Source organism: Pseudomonas baetica, from assembly GCF_051216495.1.
Classification (GTDB): Bacteria; Pseudomonadota; Gammaproteobacteria; order Pseudomonadales; family Pseudomonadaceae; genus Aquipseudomonas; species Aquipseudomonas baetica_B.
The window spans coordinates 1-20,347 of the sequence record NZ_JBPKAM010000087.1 but is presented as its reverse complement, the minus strand read 5'-3'; the positions used below and the strand labels follow the sequence as shown (position 1 = coordinate 20,347).

The 20,347-nt window shown below is 59.3% G+C and carries 17 protein-coding genes; 12 read left to right on the top strand and 5 right to left on the bottom strand.

The window, feature by feature from the left end; all coding sequences use genetic code 11:
- Nucleotides 1-4: 4 nt before the first annotated feature.
- Complete coding sequence (locus ACSFE6_RS24350) at nt 5-958, bottom strand: homoserine kinase (protein WP_435429977.1); 954 nt, start codon at nt 956-958, stop codon at nt 5-7.
- Between the two features lie 57 nt (nt 959-1,015).
- Complete coding sequence (locus ACSFE6_RS24345) at nt 1,016-1,306, bottom strand: DUF2782 domain-containing protein (RefSeq protein ID WP_435429976.1); 291 nt, start codon at nt 1,304-1,306, stop codon at nt 1,016-1,018.
- Nucleotides 1,307-1,380: 74 nt separating this feature from the next.
- Between ACSFE6_RS24345 and polA the strand changes: the two genes are divergently transcribed.
- On the top strand, nt 1,381-4,188 hold the full coding sequence (gene polA, locus ACSFE6_RS24340; protein ID WP_435429975.1) for a DNA polymerase I: 2,808 nt from the start codon (nt 1,381-1,383) through the stop codon (nt 4,186-4,188).
- A gap of 287 nt (nt 4,189-4,475) precedes the next feature.
- Here polA and yihA read toward each other — a convergent pair whose 3' ends face one another.
- Nucleotides 4,476-5,117, bottom strand: coding sequence for a ribosome biogenesis GTP-binding protein YihA/YsxC (yihA, locus tag ACSFE6_RS24335; protein WP_435429974.1), 642 nt, complete (start codon nt 5,115-5,117; stop codon nt 4,476-4,478).
- A gap of 191 nt (nt 5,118-5,308) precedes the next feature.
- On the opposite strand from yihA, the gene ACSFE6_RS24330 reads away from it, so the two are divergent.
- The 7 genes from ACSFE6_RS24330 to ACSFE6_RS24300 all read left to right on the top strand — a co-directional run bounded on the left by ACSFE6_RS24330 (nt 5,309) and on the right by ACSFE6_RS24300 (nt 12,642).
- Nucleotides 5,309-5,599: a c-type cytochrome gene (locus ACSFE6_RS24330; RefSeq protein ID WP_128604476.1), complete on the top strand. Its 291-nt coding sequence runs from the start codon at nt 5,309-5,311 to the stop codon at nt 5,597-5,599.
- Between the two features lie 46 nt (nt 5,600-5,645).
- On the top strand, nt 5,646-6,275 hold the full coding sequence (locus tag ACSFE6_RS24325; RefSeq protein WP_435429973.1) for a c-type cytochrome: 630 nt from the start codon (nt 5,646-5,648) through the stop codon (nt 6,273-6,275).
- Nucleotides 6,276-6,475: 200 nt separating this feature from the next.
- Nucleotides 6,476-7,117, top strand: a complete 642-nt coding sequence (locus ACSFE6_RS24320) for a thiol:disulfide interchange protein DsbA/DsbL (RefSeq protein ID WP_435429972.1) — start codon at nt 6,476-6,478, stop codon at nt 7,115-7,117.
- 19 nt (nt 7,118-7,136) lie between these two features.
- The gene (locus ACSFE6_RS24315; RefSeq protein ID WP_435429971.1) at nt 7,137-8,015 is read left to right on the top strand and encodes an endonuclease/exonuclease/phosphatase family protein; all 879 of its coding nucleotides are present in this window, start codon (nt 7,137-7,139) and stop codon (nt 8,013-8,015) included.
- On the top strand, nt 8,012-10,060 hold the full coding sequence (locus tag ACSFE6_RS24310; RefSeq protein ID WP_435429970.1) for a diguanylate cyclase: 2,049 nt from the start codon (nt 8,012-8,014) through the stop codon (nt 10,058-10,060). Before ACSFE6_RS24315 ends, ACSFE6_RS24310 begins: the two co-directional genes overlap by 4 nt.
- 112 nt (nt 10,061-10,172) lie before the next feature.
- Complete coding sequence (locus ACSFE6_RS24305; RefSeq protein WP_435429969.1) at nt 10,173-10,952, top strand: N-acetylmuramoyl-L-alanine amidase; 780 nt, start codon at nt 10,173-10,175, stop codon at nt 10,950-10,952.
- 76 nt (nt 10,953-11,028) lie between these two features.
- On the top strand, nt 11,029-12,642 hold the full coding sequence (locus ACSFE6_RS24300) for an EAL domain-containing protein (protein ID WP_435429968.1): 1,614 nt from the start codon (nt 11,029-11,031) through the stop codon (nt 12,640-12,642).
- 6 nt (nt 12,643-12,648) lie between these two features.
- Here ACSFE6_RS24300 and ACSFE6_RS24295 read toward each other — a convergent pair whose 3' ends face one another.
- On the bottom strand, nt 12,649-14,439 hold the full coding sequence (locus ACSFE6_RS24295; protein WP_435429967.1) for a KinB sensor domain-containing domain: 1,791 nt from the start codon (nt 14,437-14,439) through the stop codon (nt 12,649-12,651).
- 10 nt (nt 14,440-14,449) lie between these two features.
- Nucleotides 14,450-15,796, bottom strand: a complete 1,347-nt coding sequence (gene algB / locus ACSFE6_RS24290) for a sigma-54-dependent response regulator transcription factor AlgB (RefSeq protein ID WP_435429966.1) — start codon at nt 15,794-15,796, stop codon at nt 14,450-14,452.
- 431 nt (nt 15,797-16,227) lie between these two features.
- Between algB and ACSFE6_RS24285 the strand changes: the two genes are divergently transcribed.
- From ACSFE6_RS24285 to ACSFE6_RS24270, 4 genes are all read left to right on the top strand, one after another.
- Nucleotides 16,228-16,515, top strand: coding sequence for a hypothetical protein (locus ACSFE6_RS24285; RefSeq protein WP_435429965.1), 288 nt, complete (start codon nt 16,228-16,230; stop codon nt 16,513-16,515).
- Between the two features lie 69 nt (nt 16,516-16,584).
- Nucleotides 16,585-16,749 carry a DUF1328 domain-containing protein gene (locus tag ACSFE6_RS24280; RefSeq protein ID WP_003177151.1) on the top strand — a complete coding sequence of 55 codons (165 nt, stop codon included), beginning with the start codon at nt 16,585-16,587 and terminating at the stop codon, nt 16,747-16,749.
- Between the two features lie 710 nt (nt 16,750-17,459).
- The gene (gltP, locus tag ACSFE6_RS24275) at nt 17,460-18,791 is read left to right on the top strand and encodes a glutamate/aspartate:proton symporter GltP (protein ID WP_435429964.1); all 1,332 of its coding nucleotides are present in this window, start codon (nt 17,460-17,462) and stop codon (nt 18,789-18,791) included.
- A 217-nt stretch (nt 18,792-19,008) separates the two neighbouring features.
- On the top strand, nt 19,009-20,238 hold the full coding sequence (locus tag ACSFE6_RS24270) for a nucleoside recognition domain-containing protein (protein WP_435429963.1): 1,230 nt from the start codon (nt 19,009-19,011) through the stop codon (nt 20,236-20,238).
- The last annotated feature ends 109 nt before the right edge of the window (nt 20,239-20,347 follow it).

Here is a 20,347-nt window from a genome sequence, read left to right as displayed (position 1 = left end):
GCTCCTACAGGGCGAAAGGCAGCGGCGTGTTGACGGTCTGCCGCTGCGCCAAACGCTGCTGAAACTCCATCGGATCGTGAATCAACACGTCCTGCCCGGCGAAGGATTCCGCCGCGATCAACCGCGACAACCAGAACCGCACGCACGCCACCCGCAACATCGTCGGCCACAACTCGGCTTCGGCAGCGGTAAACGGACGCAACGCAGCATAAGCCCCCAGTAACGCCCGTGCCCGTGGCCCATCGATCAAGCCTTCGTCGTCGGAGCACCAATCGTTCAAGGCAATCGCCACGTCGTAGAGCATCGGCCCCGAACAAGCGTTGTAGAAATCGATCAGACCGGTCAGGTGTGTACCTTCGAACATCGCGTTATCGCGGAACAGATCGGCATGGATGTTAGCCCGTGGCAGCGCCAGAATTTTCTCCTTCTGCTGCGTGATCTCGTCCAGCGCCCGTTCAAGCAGGTCTTTCTGTTCGGCATTCACGTGCGACAGAAACTGCGTACCCTCCTCCAGCATCCAGTCCAGGCCACGATCGGTCTTGCGCTTGATCATGCTTGCGCCCTGTGTCGCCAAGTGCAGATGCGCCTGCAACTCACCCACCTGCGCGCAATGCTGCGCATTGGCTTGTTTGATGTGTTTGCCCGCCAGCCGCGGTTGTAACAGCGCAGGCTTGCCGGCCAGTTCGCGCAACGCGACGCCGTCGGTGGTGCGCAGGGCGTAAGGCACCGGCAAGTCGGCTTCATGCAGGACATCGAGCAGTTCGATAAAGAACGGCATCTCGTCGACCGGACCACGTTCGACCAGGGTCAGGACAAACTCGCCCTGCTCCAGGCTGATAAAGAAATTGGTGTTTTCGCTACCGGCGGCAATCCCCTGGAAATCAAGCAGGCGGCCGAGTCCATAAGGGGCGAGAAAGGTTTCCAGCTCGGGCCGAGCCAGGGGGGTGAACACAGACATGTTTAAACTGCCAGTACGGGCGCCGCTGTCGAGCCAGCGCCGATTGAAATTAAGAAACTACTTCCACTCAAAAATCTTCCACGACGGAATCAGCATATCCGGCTGATCCGAGCGGATGAAGTTACCGTCCGATCCATCGGCGCGCACCAGAAAGTACGGTTTGCCGCCTTTCGGCGTGACCTGAATGGCGTACAGAAAACCATTCTGGCGATATTCCTTGATCGTATTGTCGCCTTCCGTACGAATGGTTACATCCGGCTCCGGCGATGGCGCATCGTCCGCCGCCATGGCAGCCAACGGTGTGATTGCAAACAACCCAGCCAGCAACAGGCGATTTAGTGTGCGCATGATAACCTTGTCCCTTTGTCGTCAACGGTCCCGCTATTCTAGCGCCGGACCCGCCGAAAAGGTTGATCGTGCTCATGAGCCAAGCCCCCCTCGTCCTGGTGGACGGTTCTTCTTACCTGTACCGCGCTTTTTTTGCGCTGCCACCGCTGACCACTTCCAAAGGCCTGCCGACCGGAGCGGTCAAGGGCGTGTTGAACATGCTCAAGAGCCTGCGCAAGCAGTACCCGGACAGTCCGTTCGCCGTGGTGTTCGACGCCAAGGGAGGGACATTTCGCGATGAGATGTACGCCGAATACAAGGCCAACCGCCCGAGCATGCCCGACGACATGCGCCTGCAAATCGAGCCGCTACACCAGAGCGTGATCGCCCTGGGCTTTCCGCTGCTCTGCGTCGAAGGCGTCGAAGCTGACGACGTCATCGGTACCCTGGCCCGCAGCAGCGCGGCCGCCAACCGTCCGGTGATCATCTCCACCGGCGACAAGGACATGGCGCAACTCGTCGACGGGCACATTACCTTGGTCAATACCATGACCGGTAGCTCAATGGACGTGGAAGGCGTAAAGGAGAAATACGGCGTCGCTCCCGAGCAGATCATCGATTACCTGGCACTCATGGGTGATTCTTCCGACAACATTCCGGGGGTTCCGGGCATCGGTCCGAAAACCGCTTCCGGGCTCCTGGTCGGTGTGAATGGCGGTCTGAACGAGCTTTACGCGCAACTGGACATCGTCCCGACCCTGCCGATCCGTGGTGCCAAGACCCTGCCAGCCAAGCTTGAAGAACATAAGGAGATGGCATTCCTCTCCTATCAACTGGCGACGATCAAGGTCGATGTGCCGCTGGATATCGGCCTCGATGACCTGCAAATGGGCCCGGAAGATCCGGTCAAACTCACCGAGCTTTACAGTCTGCTCGAATTCAAGAGCTGGCTGAACGATTTGCAGCGGGACGCCAAACGCATTGAGCTGAGCACCCCTGCCACTGAACCAGAGCCGGTGGTTGATCTATTCAGCGCTGCTGAAGCCGAACCGCCAGTGACCACCTCTGAAACCCGTTACGAAACTATTCTCGATCAGGCGCGTTTCGACGTCTGGCTGGAGAAACTGAAAAACGCCAAGCTGTTCGCCTTCGACACCGAAACCACGGGTATCGACGCGCAACAGGCACAACTGGTGGGACTGTCGTTCGCGGTGCAGGCCAACGAAGCGGCCTACATCCCGCTGACTCATTCCTATATCGGCGTGCCGGAGCAACTGGATCGCGACACCGTCTTGCGCGCCCTCAAACCGATTCTGGAAGACCCGAACAAACTCAAGGTTGGCCAGCACGCCAAGTTCGACATGAACATCCTGGCCAACTGTGCCATCGGTGGTGATCAGGCCAACGGCATCACCGTTCGCGGCATTGCGTTCGACACGATGCTCGAATCCTACGTGCTTAATTCCACGGCCACCCGTCATGACATGGACAGCCTGGCGCTGAAGTATCTGGACCACACCACCGTGAGTTTCCAGGACATCGCCGGAAAAGGCGTGAAGCAGCTGACTTTCGATCAAATCGCGTTGGAACAGGCCGGCCCCTACGCCGCCGAAGACGCCGACGTCACCTTGCGCCTGCATCAAACGCTGTTCGAAAAGCTGTCTGCGATTCCAAGCCTGGCCAGTGTGCTGACCGACATCGAAATCCCGTTGGTGCCGGTGCTGGCGCGCATCGAGCGCCAGGGGGCCTTCGTCGATGCCGCGCTGCTCGGCGTGCAAAGCATCGAGCTGGGCGACAAGATGGTGGCGCTGGAGCGCGAAGCTTTCGAGATTGCCGGCGAGGAGTTCAACCTCGGCTCGCCCAAGCAGCTCGGCGTAATCCTCTACGAGAAACTCGGTCTGCCGGTGCTTAAGAAAACCGCCAAGGGCCAACCGTCCACCGCCGAAGAAGTGTTGGCCAAACTGGCCGAAGAGGACTACCGGCTGCCCAAGGTGCTGATGGAATACCGTTCCATGAGCAAACTGAAAAGCACTTACACCGATCGCCTGCCAGAGCAGATCAACCCGCGCACCGGACGCATCCACACCTCGTATCACCAGGCGGTGGCCTCCACCGGGCGCCTGTCCTCCAGCGATCCGAACCTGCAAAACATCCCGGTACGCACCGCTGAAGGGCGTCGCATCCGCCAGGCCTTCGTGGCTCCGGCCGGTTACAAGCTGCTGGCGGCAGACTATTCACAGATCGAATTGCGGATCATGGCGCACCTGTCCCATGACGAAGGCCTGATGAATGCGTTCCGCCACAATCTGGACGTCCACACGGCAACCGCAGCAGAAGTATTCAAGGTCGAGCTGACTGACGTGACGTCCGATCAGCGTCGCAGCGCCAAGGCGATCAACTTCGGCCTCATCTACGGCATGGGCGCGCAAAAGCTGGGCAAGGACATCGGCGTCGACACCAAGACCGCAAAGGCCTACATCGACACCTATTTCGCCCGCTACCCAGGCGTGCGCGAATACATGGAGCGCACCCGCGCGCAGGCGGCGGATCAGGGTTATGTGGAAACCTTCTTTGGCCGTCGGTTGTACCTGCCGGAGATCAACTCCAATAAACCGCAAGAACGTGCCGCCGCCGAACGCACGGCGATCAACGCGCCGATGCAGGGCACCGCGGCCGACATCATCAAGAAAGCCATGGTGGCTGTGGATAACTGGCTGACATCGTCCGGCCTCGACGCCAAAGTCATTCTGCAAGTGCACGATGAATTGGTGCTTGAGGTGCGTGAAGATCTGGTCGACCAGGTCCGCGATGAAATTCGCGTGCACATGAGTGGCGCGGCGCAACTGGATGTTCCGCTGCTGGTTGAAGTGGGCGTGGGCAACAATTGGGATGAGGCTCACTGAGCCCGCTTTTATTGGGCTTCTGCTGCGGCACAATGCCGCGGCAGAAAGGACGAAGAGCGCTTAGTCCGGAAGGCGATTGGGATTATTCCAAACCCGATCGAAAAAAATCTGAACTAATTCACGGATCCACTACTCAGAGATACTGAATGGCTGGTGAAGCCCTTCGATGCTCCTATGTTGTGTTAAGTGTTGGCAGATATCTGGACCCCGCCCTAGCGGTCTAGAATTTGAACCCCGGAACTTCCCCCTCCCCATAGAAGTCCGGGGTTTTTTTTGCCTACAGTTTTTTACTCGGCCGCCTCAGCGCCCTTGTCCGCGAGTTCCATCCAGCCCGCCAATACAGTGTAGGCCTCTTCCAGCCCCATGCGTTTCGGCGCCGAGAACAGCTGAATCGTCACGCTGTCGCCCCAGCCCTTACGGATTTCCGACTGAACCTTGAGCAAAGTGTTCTTGGCCGCGCCGTAGGTCAGCTTGTCCGCCTTGGTCAGCAGAATGTGCATCGGCATGCCGCTGGCAATCGCCCAGTCGAGCATCAGCTGGTCGAAATCGGTCATTGGATGACGGATATCCATCATCAGAATCAGCCCCTTCAAACTCTCGCGACTGCCCAGGTACGCTTCCAGGTGGCGCTGCCAGTGCTGCTTGAGGGGAATGGGTACTTTTGCGTAACCGTAGCCCGGCAGGTCGACCAGACGGCGTTCATCGTCTAGCTTGAAGAAATTCAACAGTTGCGTGCGACCCGGTGTTTTCGAGGTACGCGCCAGACTGGCATGGGTCAGGGTGTTGAGCGCACTGGACTTGCCGGCGTTGGAACGCCCGGCGAAGGCGACTTCAAAACCTTCGTCGTCCGGACATTGGTCGACTTTGGCGGCGCTGAGCATGAAGGTGGACTGTTGGCACAGACCGAGGATGGGATTCTTGAGTTGCATGGGATTTCCGATGTGGGCGGCGCCGGGAATGGGCGCGGCAAGCAGTGTCGCTTCCGTTTCAGTGACGCCAGTATATAATGCCGCAGATTTTGTGTGCGCTTTGTCCCAGCGTAGGATGAAGTTCACGAGAGCGACAGACCTTGATTGCGCACTAGAACGCAGCACGCTCTCAACCCTGAAAAGGTCGTTTTATGACGAAATGGCTGCTAGCTGCCGGTGTCTTGATGCCGCTTTACAGCGCTCAGGCTACACAGGATCCGGAAGCTGTGTACAACCGTGTTTGTGGTGCCTGTCATTCCGGCCAACTACCCATGGCGCCCAAAAGAGGCGATCAGGAAGCTTGGACGCCGAGGTTGGCGAAAGGTATGGAGACGCTGGTGCAACACGTGACCCAGGGTTTCAAGGCGATGCCGCCGCGTGGTTTGTGCATGGACTGCAGTGCCGAGGATTACCGAGCCATCATCCAGTGGATGAGCGAGTAAGCCCGGCCCATAAACTCTTAACCCTTAGCCGTAGTTGGATTAGCTGATGAACAAATTGATCGTGAGTCTGCTGTTGACCGTGGGAATCTCCGGCATTGCCCATGCTGCAGGTGAGCCAGTAAAACCTGGTGACGCCACCGCAGGCCAGGCAAAAGCCGCCGTGTGTGGTGCCTGTCATGGCCCGGATGGCAACAGCATGGCGCCTAACTTTCCAAAACTGGCGGGGCAAGGTGAACGCTACCTGACCAAGCAACTGCACGACATCAAGTCGGGCAAGCGCACCGTCCTGGAAATGACCGGCCTGCTCACCAACCTGAGCGATCAGGACCTGGCAGACATCGCCGCCTACTTCGCCAGCCAGAAAGGCAGTGTCGGCGCCGCCGACCCGAAAATCGTGGCACGCGGTGAAGCCCTGTTCCGTGGCGGAGACTTGGCCAAGGGCCTGCCAGCCTGCACCGGTTGCCACTCGCCAAATGGCGCGGGCAACGCTGCCGCCGGCTTCCCGCACCTGGGCGGCCAACACGCTCAATACGTTGCCAAACAGCTCACCGACTTCCGCAAGGAAGAAGGCGGCCGTACCAACGATGGCGACACCAAGACCATGCAGACGATTGCCAAGCGGTTGAGCGACGAAGACATCGCCGCAGTGTCCAGCTACATTCAAGGCCTGCACTAAGACCCGCGAATCGAGCGTTGCGCAAGGCATAGACCTGTTGGAATGTTAACGCTCGATTAATCCGTCGCAGCAAGTATAAAAAGGGTGGCTTTGGCCGCCCTTTTTTGTGGCCGCTGCCGTTACACTACAGAACTCAGGCCCGCCATGACCTGTCTGAAAACAGGTCGCGCGAGGCGATAAAATTTGTCCAGGAGTAAAGCATGCGTAATCTGATCATCAGCGCCGCATTCGTCGCTGCCAGCCTGTTCGGCATGACTGCCCAGGCCGCTGAAGCCCCCGCCGCCCCTTATGTCGAACTGAGCAATCCGGTTCCGGTAGCCGTTCCGGGCAAGATCGAAGTGGTGGAGCTGTTCTGGTACGGCTGCCCGCACTGCTACGCGTTTGAGCCCGTGATCAATCCCTGGGTCGAGAAATTGCCTTCCGATGTGAACTTCGTCCGTATCCCTGCCATGTTCGGTGGCCCGTGGAATGCACACGGTCAAATGTTCCTGACGCTTGAAGCCATGGGTGTAGAACACAAGGTTCACGCTGCCGTGTTCGAAGCCATCCAGAAAGAACACAAGAAGCTGACCGACAAGAATGAAATGGCGGACTTCCTGGCCACCCAGGGCGTCGACAAGGACAAGTTCCTGGCCACGTTCGACTCTTTCGCCATCAAGGGCCAAATCGTGAAGGCCACTGACCTGGCCAAGAAATACGAGATCACCGGTGTTCCAACCATGATCGTCAACGGCAAGTATCGCTTCGATGTAGGCTCTGCCGGTGGCGCTCAAGAAGCCCTGCAATTGGCCGACAAACTGATCGACAAAGAGCGAGCAGCCAACAAGGCGGCCTCCAACTGACTAAAAGGCTGTACCCACCATGCGCCGCTGGGGAAGTGAACGCATCGTTGGCCTGCATGATCCCCGGGTCAACGAGCATCATCTGGAGTCGACGGGCCTGCCCGAAGACAGCCGTTTGCGCTTGCTCAGTTTCAATATCCAGGTCGGCATCAGCACCGAGCGCTATCGGCATTACCTGACCCGGGGCTGGCAACACCTGTTGCCGCACACCGGGCGCGCCGACAATCTGCAAAAAATCGGCAATCTGCTGGGTGACTTCGATCTGGTCGCCCTGCAGGAAGCCGATGGCGGCAGCTTGCGCTCAGGCTACGTCAATCAAGTCGAACACCTGGCCCAATTGGGCGCCTTCCCTTACTGGTATCAACAACTCAATCGCAATCTCGGACGCCTCGGCCAGCACAGCAATGGCGTGCTGAGCCGCCTGCGCCCGTGGGCAATTGAAGACCATCCACTGCCAGGACCGAAGGGTCGCGGGGCGATTCTGGTGCGCTTCGGTGAAGGTCCGGAAGCGATGGTGGTGGTGATGATGCATCTGGCATTGGGTGCACGAGCCCGCAGCATGCAGTTGGCTTATATCCGCGAAATGATTGGCGGCTATAAACATCAGGTGCTGATGGGCGACATGAACACCCATGCCGGTGATTTGCTGCAACACTCGCCACTGCGCGACCTTGGCCTGCTCGCTCCGCAACTGGAAGCAACATTCCCCAGTTGGCGCCCGCAGCGGTGCCTGGATCATATCCTGCTGAGCCCCACCCTGACCCTTGAAAAGGTCGAGGTGCTGGCCCACCCCATTTCCGATCACCTGCCGGTCGCGGTAGAGATTCGTTTGCCGGGTTCGCTCACGGCCGACGCATTACCCGCGTTGAGTCCTGCCCCACGCGGAACCCCTGAATGAGCGACGAAGCACAGCGCTGGAAAGAGAAATACCTCAAAAGCATCGAACAACAGGAAAAGCTCGAACGTCGCTGGGATGCCCGCCTCGACCTGTTGCGTCGCGGACTGGTGCGTAGCACCCTGGCGGCGGAAGGCACTGACCGCGCCGTTGATCAATGCATGAAGGAAATGCGTGAAGTCGTGCGCACGGATGATATGGACGCGGGCCTGGCCGCCCTGCTTCCACGTCTCGAGAAAGCCGTGCTCGACTCCGAGCAGCGCCGGGAAACCCGCGTGAATCAGACCAGCGCGGCACTGACGGCACTGGTCACCCAGTTGCAAACCTTGCCGTTGCCTAGGGAAGTCAGTCGACCGCTGAAGCACTTCGCCAAACAGCTCGATAGCCGCGTCAGCCAGGCTCGCGAGATTCCGTTGCTGCTCAGCGAGTTGAGTGGCTTGCAGGGCAAGGCCTTGAGTCAGGTGGCGAATCCGGCGGAACACGCTCGCCCGGGCCTGTTGCAACGGCTGTTCGGCCACCGTGAAGCCGACGGCGCAGCCACTCAGGTCGCCCCAACGACCGAACCAACGCTCATCACAACGCCTTCCGAAGCCGACCCGGCACCGATTGCCGCTACGTCGCTCGCCATCACCGAACCCGCACCGGTCGTCGATGAACCGTACGTAGACACTCCTGCCCCGGCTGCCGTGAGTGCCGAGCCACCGCCCCTCCAGACATCACATGACTCACTGGAGCCACCCGTTGCCACAGTGCCTGCCGCGCCAGACCTCCAGCCGCCGCAAACGCCCGCCCCGCTCCTTGAGCCACAGGGTGAACCGGGTGAAACCAACGGACCGGGAACACCTGTTGTAGAAGCACCCGAGCTCCAGATCGAGCCGGAGACCAATCCCGACGAGCTGACGCCCGCGGATCCACTACAGCCGCCTCCAGACCTGACGGCCAGCGAACCGCAAGAGCCTGAGCAGGACATCCTCTACGCCCTTCCGGACTCCCCCGAACCGTCCTACAGTTCGGTAGCCAAGCACATCGAAGACACATTGTTGGGCTTGCTCGACGATTTGACGCTGCCCGAGCGTCATCGCCCGCAAGCCGAATCGATGCGTGATCGCCTGAAAAACGGTTTGAACTGGTATGAGTTGCTGCCGATCCTCGACGATCTGGCGACCTTGATGCTGGCTATTTCCGACAGCGGCCAGCATGAATTCGAAGCGTACTTGCAGCGCCTCAACGAGCGCCTGGAGTCGTTCCAAAGCAATCTGCAGGCGGCCAGCGCGGGCCATGCCGACAGCCGTTCAGCCGCAGAGGCCATGGACTCGCAGATCCGCGAACAGGTCGATGGCCTGCAGACCAGCATGCATGAGGCGGCCGATCTGGACGATCTCAAGCACGTTCTGGAAAACCACCTCGAAGGCCTGCTCGGTACCATGGACCAGCACCGCAAGCAGCGTGACGAGCGCGAGCAAGAAGTGGCGGCCCGACTGCAAAGTCTGTCGGAACGAGTGGCTCACATGGAACAGGAAGCCCTGGGCTTTCGTGAGCACCTTGAAGAACAACGCCAGAAAGCACTGATCGACCCGCTCACTGGGCTACCCAATCGCGCAGCCTGGAGCGAGCGACTGGATCACGAAATCGGCCAATGGCAGCAACACGGAAACACGTTGATGCTGGCCATGCTCGACCTCGATCACTTCAAGCGCATCAACGATAACTACGGTCATCTGGCGGGTGACAAAGTGCTGAAAATCATCGCCACCGTGCTGCGCAAGCGTCTACGCGGGACGGATTTCATCGCCCGGTTTGGCGGTGAAGAATTTGTACTGTTGCTGCCATCCACAGTGCCCGCGGCCGGCATGAAACTGCTGGAACAGCTTCGGGCAGCAATTGAAGCCTGCCCGTTCCACTTCAAGAGTGAACCAGTGACGATCACCATTTCCATGGGACTGACGGCGTTCAAACCTGGTGAACATAGTGATTTGGTGCTCAAAAGAGCCGATCAGGCGTTGTACCGCGCAAAAAGTGCGGGACGTAACCGAGTGGAGCTGGGCTAGAAACTGGCGCGGGCCAATTGTTCCATTTTATTTAAAACTTCGTGATTGCCCTCCGCGGGCAAGGCAGTACGTTACACTGTTGCATTACTGTCTGCGTGTATTGCCTCTCGCCATGAAATTTCTCGCTCTTATCGCCTCGTTGCTGCTTCTGGCCGGTTGCGCCAGTGGTCCCCGCTTCGACACCAGTCACCCGTCGGCCAATCACGACAGTCGCATCCAGTTCGTGGTGCTCCATTACACCTCTGCCTCGATGGATCGCTCGCTGCAACTGCTGACCCATGGCGAGGTCAGCGCCCATTACCTGATCGGCGATGACCAGAAGGCGACCATCTATAAACTGATGGATGAAAACCTGCGGGCCTGGCACGCGGGCGAAAGCCAATGGCAGGGCCGGACCTGGATGAACTCCAGTTCCATCGGCATCGAAATCGTCAATCCGGGCTTCAAGGACACCGCGACCGGACGCCTCTGGTATCCCTACAGCGAAGCACAGGTCCAGTCCCTGATCGTCCTGCTCAAGGACATCAGCAAGCGCTACGCTATCAGCCCTCGCAGCATCGTCGGCCATAGCGACATCGCACCGTTGCGCAAACTCGATCCGGGGCCGCTGTTCCCCTGGAAACGCCTGGCTGAGCAAGGGATTGGCATCTGGCCGAACGAGCAGGCCGTGGCACGACAGCAGCAACAGTTCGAACTGCAGCTTCCGAGCATCAGTTGGTATCAGGCACAGCTGGCACGTGTTGGCTATGACACGCCGCAGACCGGTGAACTGGATGTCGCCACACGCCATGTGATCGCCGCCTTCCAGATGCACTTTCGACCGTCCCGCTTCGACGGCACGCCGGATGCGCAAACGGCAGCGCTGCTTCAGGTATTGAATCAGACAAAATAATGACGGCCGCCCGACGGTCCGCGCGCATTTTCCAACCAGCAGCTATAACTCTTTGGTAATCGTCGGATATTCCATAATGGCTGCTGCTCGAGAGACATTCCGGAGTTGGTTCTATCGCCCGTGGTTTCTGGCGATGATGGCGGCTGTCCTGAGTGCAATACTGCTGATGACGGGCAGCCTGTTCATCACCCTGCATCAACTCGAGCAGAACGAAAGCCAGGAGATGAACGCTCAGGGCGAACGTTTCCTGGCGCGCCTGGAGCAGATGTTCGGGCAATTGCGAGAAAGCCTCGACGACCTGGAGGCTCAGCCCTTGCGCGGTTGCGATGATGAGATGATCGCGACGTTGCAACAGGTCAGTTTCAATTACCGTTTCGTTTATGAAGCCGCTTACAGGGACGCTTCGCGTATTTGCTCCAATCGCCCCCGTCAGGAAGGGTTGTCGTTATTACGACCACCGGACATCCAGGGCCCCACCTACAGTTACTGGCTGAACACCACCACCGAGCCCGATGAAAACCGTGCAGCGCTGATGCTCGGGCGCGGCAATTTCCGTGTCGCGACTTCTCGCGGGCATTTGACCGACATGGTCGATCTGACGCCGGGAAGCAGCCTGCTGGTGGTCCTGGATCACGGCACACGGGCGATTCCGGTACTGGGTGTGGCACAGGCCTGGCCCCCGACCGGGCATTGGCCGCCGAAAAGCCGCGATGCGCTGCAAGTCACTCAGACCCGTTTGATTTACCGCATGCCCACCGACAACCCCGAGTACCAACTGGTGCTGATCAGCCCGCGCGGCGGACCGCATATCCCGCCAGTGTGGTGGTGGTTATTGCCGGTTTGTCTGGGGTTGGCGCTGTGTGTGGGTTTTCTAGTGTTTCTGCTAGTGCGCCAACGGCAGTCCCTGGATGCCGAACTGACCGGCGCCATACGCCGTGGTGAATTGCAGGTGCTGTATCAACCGATCTTCGACCTCGACAGCCGCAACTGCGTCGGCGCTGAAGCCTTGCTACGCTGGCGGCGACCGGACGGGTCGCTCACCAGCCCTGACCTGTTCATTCCAATGGCGGAGAACACCGGGCAGATCCGCCAGATGACGGATTTCGTCCTGCAACGCCTACTTGAGCAGCTGGGACAATTGCTGCGTGCCAACCCCCAGCTGTACATCTCGGTCAACCTGGCGGCGTGCGATGTGATGGTGCCGCGTATCGGCCAGGTGATGGCCCGCCTGCTGACGTTGCATCGGGTCGCCGCCAGACAGATTGCCTTCGAAGTCACCGAGCGCGGGCTGATCGATGTCGTCGTGGCCCGGGAAAACCTGCAAGCCTTGCGCGATGTCGGACATCAAGTACTGATCGATGACTTTGGCACCGGCTATTGCAGCCTTGCCTATCTGCAAACATTGCCGGTGGATTGCCTGAAAATCGACAAGGCCTTCATCGATGCGCTTGGCCATGACGCAGCCAGTAGCGGTGTGGCCCCCCACATCATCCACATGGCGCAGTCATTGCACCTGAAGGTCATCGCCGAGGGCATCGAGCATGAAGCCCAGGCGGCGCTACTGAGCAGTGAAGGCGTGAAGTTCGGTCAGGGCTGGCTGTTCGCCCATGCGTTAAGTGCCGTACAGTTCATCGAGCTGATTACCCGCGGCCGCCGATTGGCCAACCGACGCCTGGATGATGAAGCCTAAAGCCCGCTACACCGTCAACGCCATATAGAACTGCGTGCCCTGCCCCGGCCGCGAATAAACCCCCATCCGCCCGCCGTGCAACTGCACGATTTCCTTGCACAACGCCAAGCCCAGCCCAGCCCCGCCTTTCTTGCGACCGACCTGCACAAAAGGCTCGAAAATTCGCCCCTGCTGCCCGTAAGCAATGCCTTCGCCGTTATCTTCAACGCTGATAATCACACGCTCGCCATGACGACGCGCCTGCAAGCGTATGAGGCCGCCCGCGGCGGTGTGGCGCAACGCGTTGTCGAGCAGGTTGTCGAGTACGCGGTCCAGTTGCGGTTGATCGGCCTGCAAGCGCGGCAAGGGCCCTTGCACCTCCACCAACAACTCGATGCCCTTCTCTTCAGCGCCGCCGGCAAAACGCACCTGCGCCTGCTCCAGCAAGTCCTCGATGGAGCACGGCGCCAAGGTCAACTTCTGCAAACCGTTCTGATAACGCGAGAAATTCAGCAAATCATTGATCAACTGCATCAAACGCTGCATTTCTTCGTTCACCGTATCCAGCAGATCGGCTTCACGGGAGTCCTGGGCGAAGTGCGCGCGCTCGCGGAACAGGCCGAACGCCATGTGCATGCCGGTGACCGGGGTGCGCAGCTCATGGGAAGCGCGCAGCACGAATTCACTGCGCACCCGTTCAAATGCTCGCTGCTCCGTGACGTCGTGCAACACCATGACCGCACCGAGAATCTGACCCTGGGTACGAATGACCGGCGTCAGGCTGAAGGTCAGGAGCCGTGTCTCGCCGTCGACCTCAATGTTCAAGTCCTCAGGCGCCCTTTCCAACGTGCCGCCGCGAAGTACCAATTGCAGCTGTTCATCCAGCTCAGGACGCAGCAGAGCCGCGCCCAACCCCTGACCGACCCGATCGTCGTCCCATCCCAACTGGCGCTGCGCCACGGGGTTGAGGTGCTCCAGATGCCCCTGGCGATCGATCATCAGCAAGCCGTCGTCGATGCTGTCGAGCACGGCCTGCAATCGCTGCTGACCCGCCAGCAGCTCATCGACATTGGTGGCCTGGTGCTCACGCAACGCCTCGGCCATGATCCCGAAACGCCGGGTCAGCTGGTTCAGCTCGACTGCCGAGGACACCGGCAGCGTGACGTCGAAATTACCCTGACCGATGTTGTCCGCTGCCTGCGCCAGAGCCTCGATGGGCTCGCCGAAACGCCGGGCAATGGCGTGGGCGGTCACGAAACCGATGATCAACACTGCCAACCCGACCAAGCCGAGCAGGCCGGCAATCAGCAATGCACGTTCACGGGCCTGGCGCTCGGTATCGTTAATGTTATCCAGTGCCCGCTTGTGCTCGGCAATCAAGCCATTGCGTAGCGCGTTAAATTTTTCGGTGAGTTCGTCATTACCACTCAGGACATGTGTGGTATCGGGCGAAGCTTCATAAGCCTTGATAAAGCTGAGGTAGTCCGCCTTGGCTTTTTTGAAACCGTGCTCGTTGCCGAGGTCCGCAGGCTCTTGGGCGATGCCTTCTTCCAGCAATTCGAAGTAACGCCGCTTGGACGCGTCGAAAACCGAGGAGTTAGGTTGCTCGCTGAGCATGATGATCAACTGGTCGCCCAACGTTTGACGCAACTTGAGCCCGATATCGAGGGTGGCGAAGTTGTTGCGCACCAGCGCTTCCTGGCTCCCGGCCATCTGCATCACGCTGACCAGCCCGAGCAACAGCCCGAGCAGCGCAACGGTGATCAGCGCGGAAATGCTCAGGAACAGCCGGGTCCGCAACTTCATCGCCAGTTTCATCGGCGGCGGCTCACAAGTTGTACTGTTTGCGTTTGCGGTACAGCGTTGACGCATCGATCCCCAGGGTCTTGGCGGCTTGATCCAGCGTACCGGCGGTCGCGAGAACCGCGCCGATATGCGCTTTCTCCAGCTCATCCAGGCTCAACGCTGCGCCGATGCGTGGTGCATTGTTGACTGGCGTTTCGGCCATACCCAGGTGGCTGAGCTCTACCCGCTCCTGCGGACAAATGATACTGGCCCGCTCCACCACGTTGCGCAGTTCGCGGATGTTCCCCGGCCAGCGATAACCCAGCAACGCTTCGCGGGCCTCATCGCTGAAGCCCCGGGCCGGGCGGGCGTACTCTTTGACGAAGCGCGCCAGAAAACGATCGGCGAGGTTAAGAATGTCTTCTCTGCGCTCGCGCAGGGGTGGCAGGTGCAAGGTGATGACGTTCAGGCGATAGAGCAGGTCTTCGCGAAAACGACCGTCACGGACCATGTCCTCGAGGTTCTGGTTGGTTGCTGCGAGGATACGCACGTCGGCGCGGCGGGTGACCGGGTCGCCCACGCGCTCGTATTCCTTATCCTGGATGAATCGCAGCAACTTGGGTTGCAAAACCAGTGGAAAGTCGCCGATTTCGTCGAGAAACAGCGTGCCGCCATCGGCTTGATTGACACGACCCAGGGTGCTTTCGCTGGCCCCGGTGAACGCGCCACGACTGTGGCCGAACAACTCGCTTTCCATGAGTTCGGCGGTCAGCGACGGGCAGTTGATGGTGATGCAGGACTTCTTAGCTCGTTTACTCCAGCCGTGAATGGCCTGGGACAGCTCGCCTTTACCGGTGCCTGACTCGCCGAGGATCAGGATATTGGCATCGGTAATGGCAACCTGGCGGGCCGTTTCGAGCACGACTTTCATGGCCGGGCTGTGGGAGTCCAGGCCATCCCTGGGTTTACGCACTTCGCCTTCAAGCGCCTCCAGACGCGCCGATAACTGCCGCACTTCCAACTGTTTGGCGGTGGCCAGGCGCAGTTGATCGGGGCTGCACGGCTTGACCAGATAGTCGGCGGCACCGGCCTGAATGGCATCGACGGCAGTGTCCACCGCTGAATGCGCAGTGACGATCACCACGCGCATCCAGGGCGCTTGAATGCGCATCTGGGCCAATACGTCCAGGCCATTGTCTTCACCCAGTCGCAAATCGAGGAAGCACAGATCAAAGACCTGCCGTTGCAGCAACGCATCGGCTTGCGCGGCGCTGTTGGCTGTCGCCACGCTGTAGCCTTCGTCTTCGAGGCAATAACGGAAGGTTCGCAGGATAGCGGACTCATCATCCACCAGAAGAATTCGGCCTTGATGCTCAGTGGCTGATTCCATTTTCCTACGCTCCTTAATGAATGATCTTGGTTAATCCCGGCAAAATCGGGCAAGTTGCATGGTTCATTCTGATCCATTCCCGTCGAGGCAGGTAGAAATCTCCTGGCCCATCGGTTTTCGCCTGATTTTATAAGCCGCTTATAGATAGCTTCTTTTCAGACGATGAATCGCGTCCTTTTCTGACAGCAGCGCCCTCCTCTCAATTCAAAAATTTTGCATCGGCAGCCGGATCGGTCGTGCATTACGCACGACCACGCCGGGCTCCATCGTGCAGGATGCGTCCGCAGGGTTTTTCTATCACAGCACAACCCATTGATTTATATCGATTTTATGACACAGAAAAGCTGGCATGCAGGCTGCAACAACCTGAACAACGCAGGGCAATAACAAACGCCCTCAACCCGATAACCCCGCGTGGGAGGAGCTTCAGGATGAATCGCCAACGTGCCACCCCATTGCATCTCTCGCCACTGCATTTCCAGCAAGGCTTGTTCGCCGTTCTGGCGCTATTGATCACCTTGATCGGCGGCCAGCAGTTCCTGCGCTGGGAGCAGAGCCAGCAGCAAGAAGGGCCAAGCGTGTCGTTTCAGCACCCGACCCAAACCCACTTCAGCGCCGCCAGCAACAGTATGGCTGACAGCGCCTCGATGCGAATGATGGACGTCGACCAACACCAGGCGCTGGATGACATGCCCCGCCAGGAACGTTGGGTGTTCTAGGCAACCAGTCTTGACGCCAAGGCGCCAGGTAAAGCAACACCTCTAAATAGAAGCGTAAGGAGAATCACCATGTTGAGCTGGGCAATCACCTTTCTGATCATTGCCATCATCGCCGCAGTCCTGGGCTTCGGTGGTATCGCCGGCACCGCCACGGGTATCGCCAAGATTCTCTTTGTCGTATTCCTGGTGATGTTCATTGCTTCTTTCTTCTTTGGCCGTCGCGGTCGAGGCTGAGACTACGAAGGAAGCCCACCGCTTCCTTCCCTTGCGCCTACCCGAGGAAGGCAGGCGCATGACCAAGGGGTCGGGATGTTCTGCCTGTGTCAGGGGCGGAGTGACCTACGGGTACAAGGAGTGCCTGCGCAAGGGCCGGGTCAGGAAAAGCTACTGCGCAAGTTCGCCGGTCGATCATGTCTCGACGGACTTGCGAAGGGCTTGTTCGCGCAAAGTCTTGAGTTAGAGCGACCCATTCGTTTTCATCCCTCCCCTCGACAATCCTCCACCGCTTTCCCCGGAAATCAGATTTCCCGGTGTTTCCCCTGCGACCGTATATCGAGAAATATCGCCCGTTTTTTCCCGTAATTTCTTCGCCCGCACTGTGGGATTTTCCCGAAAATTTCCTGCGTTCCAACTGATCAAAAAACAAACAATCTGCGCTGTGATGGCCGGTTCACGGCACTTATGCCTGCCGAAATGTCACATTCGAACCGTTTGCGACGTCGCTTTCAGTGAAAAAACCTCATGCCGATTCGGCATAGGGTAGGCGTTTACGGCATTAGACGTCGCTTCCTTGCATCGGAATAGTTGCGCCTTTTTTCGCCTGCCAGAGAGCCACAAAAAGCGCTCCGGGGCTCCTTATACGGGGGCAGTTGCACACGCCTTTTTCGCCACAAGCGGACCAGGTTGCGCATCTGTTCGAGTCAAACTGAAGTAAGGGTAAAGATATGAAGAAGGCAAAGCTTAGCCTCGCCTGGCAGATCCTCATCGGTCTGGTATTGGGGATTGCAATCGGTGCGCTGCTCAACCATTTCAGTGCCGAGAAAGCCTGGTGGATCAGCAACGTCCTGCAACCGGCAGGCGATATCTTTATCCGTCTGATCAAGATGATTGTGATCCCGATCGTGATCTCCTCGCTGATCGTTGGCATTGCCGGCGTCGGTGATGCGAAGAAGCTCGGCAGCATCGGCCTCAAAACCATCATCTACTTCGAAGTCGTCACCACGATTGCCATCGTCGTCGGCCTGCTGTTGGCCAACCTGTTCCATCCGGGCGCCGGCATCGACATGAGCACCCTGGGCACTGTGGATATCTCCAAGTACCAGGCCACGGCGGCCGAGGTGCAACATGAACATGCGTTCATCGAAACCATCCTCAACCTGATCCCGTCCAACATCTTCGCGGCCATGGCCCGCGGTGAAATGCTGCCGATCATCTTCTTCTCGGTGCTGTTCGGCCTCGGTCTGTCGAGCCTCAAGCCAGAGATGCGCGACCCACTGGTCACCATGTTCCAGGGCGTATCGGAAAGCATGTTCAAGGTCACTCACATGATCATGAACTACGCCCCGATCGGTGTTTTCGCACTGATCGCCGTGACCGTGGCCAACTTCGGTTTCGCTTCCCTGCTGCCGCTGGCGAAACTGGTGATCCTGGTTTACTTCGCCATCGCCTTCTTCGCTTTCGTGGTCCTGGGTCTGGTTGCTCGCCTGTTCGGCTTCTCGGTGATCAAGCTGATGCGCATCTTCAAGGATGAGCTGGTGCTGGCCTACTCCACCGCCTCCTCCGAAACCGTGCTGCCGCGCGTGATCGAGAAGATGGAAGCCTACGGTGCGCCGAAAGCCATTTGCAGCTTCGTGGTGCCGACCGGTTACTCGTTCAACCTGGACGGTTCGACCCTGTATCAAAGCATTGCGGCCATCTTCATCGCCCAGCTGTACGGCATCGACCTGTCGATCAGCCAACAACTGTTGCTGGTGCTGACCCTGATGGTCACCTCCAAGGGCATCGCCGGTGTGCCGGGCGTGTCCTTCGTGGTATTGCTGGCCACCCTGGGCAGCGTCGGTATCCCGCTCGAAGGCCTGGCGTTCATTGCCGGTGTCGACCGCATCATGGACATGGCCCGTACCGCGCTGAACGTGATTGGCAACGCCCTGGCCGTGCTGGTCATCGCTCGTTGGGAAGGCATGTACGACGACGCCAAGGGCCAACGCTACTGGAACTCCCTGCCGCACTGGCGCAGCAAAGAGAAGCTGCCGGTTGGCGAGGCTTCCCGCAACTGATCAAGGCTTGTGGAAATTGGCTTTTCTGTGGGAGCGAGCCTGCTCGCGATAGCGGTGTGTCAAACAACATAGATGTTGAATATGCTGCCCTCTTCGCGAGCAGGCTCGCTCCCACACTGGCCTGCGTAGCCCATACCGACAAACCCCGGAGAAATCCGGGGTTTGTCGTTTCTGGCCACCCCGCTATCATTCGCGCATCTTTTGGGGGATTTGACTGATGCTCAATGGCCTGTGGCTTGGCTTCTTCATCGTGGCCGCCGTGTCGGCGATGGCGCAATGGCTGGTCGGCGGTAACGCCGGGATCTTCGCGGCGATGGTGGAAAGTATTTTCGCCATGGCCAAGCTGTCGGTCGAGGTCATGGTGCTGTTGTTCGGCACCCTCACCCTCTGGCTGGGCTTTCTGCGGATCGCTGAGAAAGCCGGGATCGTCGAATGGCTGGCCAAGGCCCTCGGCCCACTTTTTCTGCGTTTGATGCCGGAAGTGCCACCTGGCCACCCAGCCATCGGCCTGATTACCCTGAACTTCGCCGCCAACGGCCTGGGCCTGGACAACGCCGCCACGCCGATCGGCCTCAAGGCCATGAAATCCCTGCAGGAACTCAACCCCAGCGACACCATCGCCAGTAACGCGCAGATCCTGTTCCTGGTGCTCAACGCCTCCTCCCTGACCCTGCTGCCGGTAACGATCTTCATGTACCGCGCCCAGCAAGGCGCACCCGATCCGACCATGGTGTTCCTGCCGATCCTGCTCGCCACCAGCTGCTCGACCATTGTCGGCTTCCTGGCCGTCGCGTTCATGCAACGGCTGCGAGTCTGGGACCCGGTGGTTCTGGCCTACTTGATTCCCGGCGCCCTCATCCTTGGCGGCTTCATGGCGTTGCTGGCGACGCTGTCGGCCACCGCGCTGGCCAGTTTGTCGTCGATCCTCGGCAATCTGACGCTATTCGGCATAATCATGCTGTTTCTGGTGATCGGCGCACTGCGCAAAGTGAAGGTCTATGAAGCGTTCGTCGAAGGCGCCAAGGAAGGTTTCGACGTCGCGAAGAACCTGCTGCCGTACTTGGTGGCGATGCTCTGCGCGGTGGGTGTACTGCGAGCCTCCGGAGCACTGGATTTCGGCCTGGACGGGATTCGTCATCTGGTGGAATGGGCGGGCTGGGATACGCGCTTCGTCGATGCGCTGCCGACGGCGATGGTCAAGCCATTCTCCGGCAGCGCTGCCCGGGCGATGCTGATCGAAACGATGAAGACCTCGGGTGTGGACAGCTTCCCGGCGCTGGTGGCAGCAACGATTCAGGGCAGTACCGAAACCACGTTTTATGTGCTGGCCGTGTACTTCGGTGCGGTGGGCATCCAGCGCGCGCGGCATGCGGTGGGGTGTGCGTTGCTGGCGGAATTGGCCGGTGTGCTCGGCGCCATCGGGGTTTGCTACTGGTTCTTCGGCTAACCACAAGTCCCCATGTGGGACATGCCTCTGTGGGGGGGGGGGGGGGGGGGGGGGGGGGGGGGGGGGAGGGGGGGAGGGGGGGGGGGGGGGGGGGGGGGGGGGGGGGGGG

Excerpts from the sequence above, each read along its gene's own strand:
- ACSFE6_RS24350 (WP_435429977.1), bottom strand. The coding sequence starts at position 958 with ATGTCTGTGTTCACCCCCCTGGCTCGGCCCGAGCTGGAAACCTTTCTC.
- ACSFE6_RS24345 (WP_435429976.1), bottom strand. The coding sequence starts at position 1,306 with ATGCGCACACTAAATCGCCTGTTGCTGGCTGGGTTGTTTGCAATCACA.
- polA (WP_435429975.1), top strand. The coding sequence starts at position 1,381 with ATGAGCCAAGCCCCCCTCGTCCTGGTGGACGGTTCTTCTTACCTGTAC.
- yihA (WP_435429974.1), bottom strand. The coding sequence starts at position 5,117 with ATGCAACTCAAGAATCCCATCCTCGGTCTGTGCCAACAGTCCACCTTC.
- ACSFE6_RS24330 (WP_128604476.1), top strand. The coding sequence starts at position 5,309 with ATGACGAAATGGCTGCTAGCTGCCGGTGTCTTGATGCCGCTTTACAGC.
- ACSFE6_RS24325 (WP_435429973.1), top strand. The coding sequence starts at position 5,646 with ATGAACAAATTGATCGTGAGTCTGCTGTTGACCGTGGGAATCTCCGGC.
- ACSFE6_RS24320 (WP_435429972.1), top strand. The coding sequence starts at position 6,476 with ATGCGTAATCTGATCATCAGCGCCGCATTCGTCGCTGCCAGCCTGTTC.
- ACSFE6_RS24315 (WP_435429971.1), top strand. The coding sequence starts at position 7,137 with ATGCGCCGCTGGGGAAGTGAACGCATCGTTGGCCTGCATGATCCCCGG.
- ACSFE6_RS24310 (WP_435429970.1), top strand. The coding sequence starts at position 8,012 with ATGAGCGACGAAGCACAGCGCTGGAAAGAGAAATACCTCAAAAGCATC.
- ACSFE6_RS24305 (WP_435429969.1), top strand. The coding sequence starts at position 10,173 with ATGAAATTTCTCGCTCTTATCGCCTCGTTGCTGCTTCTGGCCGGTTGC.
- ACSFE6_RS24300 (WP_435429968.1), top strand. The coding sequence starts at position 11,029 with ATGGCTGCTGCTCGAGAGACATTCCGGAGTTGGTTCTATCGCCCGTGG.
- ACSFE6_RS24295 (WP_435429967.1), bottom strand. The coding sequence starts at position 14,439 with ATGAAACTGGCGATGAAGTTGCGGACCCGGCTGTTCCTGAGCATTTCC.
- algB (WP_435429966.1), bottom strand. The coding sequence starts at position 15,796 with ATGGAATCAGCCACTGAGCATCAAGGCCGAATTCTTCTGGTGGATGAT.
- ACSFE6_RS24285 (WP_435429965.1), top strand. The coding sequence starts at position 16,228 with ATGAATCGCCAACGTGCCACCCCATTGCATCTCTCGCCACTGCATTTC.
- ACSFE6_RS24280 (WP_003177151.1), top strand. The coding sequence starts at position 16,585 with ATGTTGAGCTGGGCAATCACCTTTCTGATCATTGCCATCATCGCCGCA.
- gltP (WP_435429964.1), top strand. The coding sequence starts at position 17,460 with ATGAAGAAGGCAAAGCTTAGCCTCGCCTGGCAGATCCTCATCGGTCTG.
- ACSFE6_RS24270 (WP_435429963.1), top strand. The coding sequence starts at position 19,009 with ATGCTCAATGGCCTGTGGCTTGGCTTCTTCATCGTGGCCGCCGTGTCG.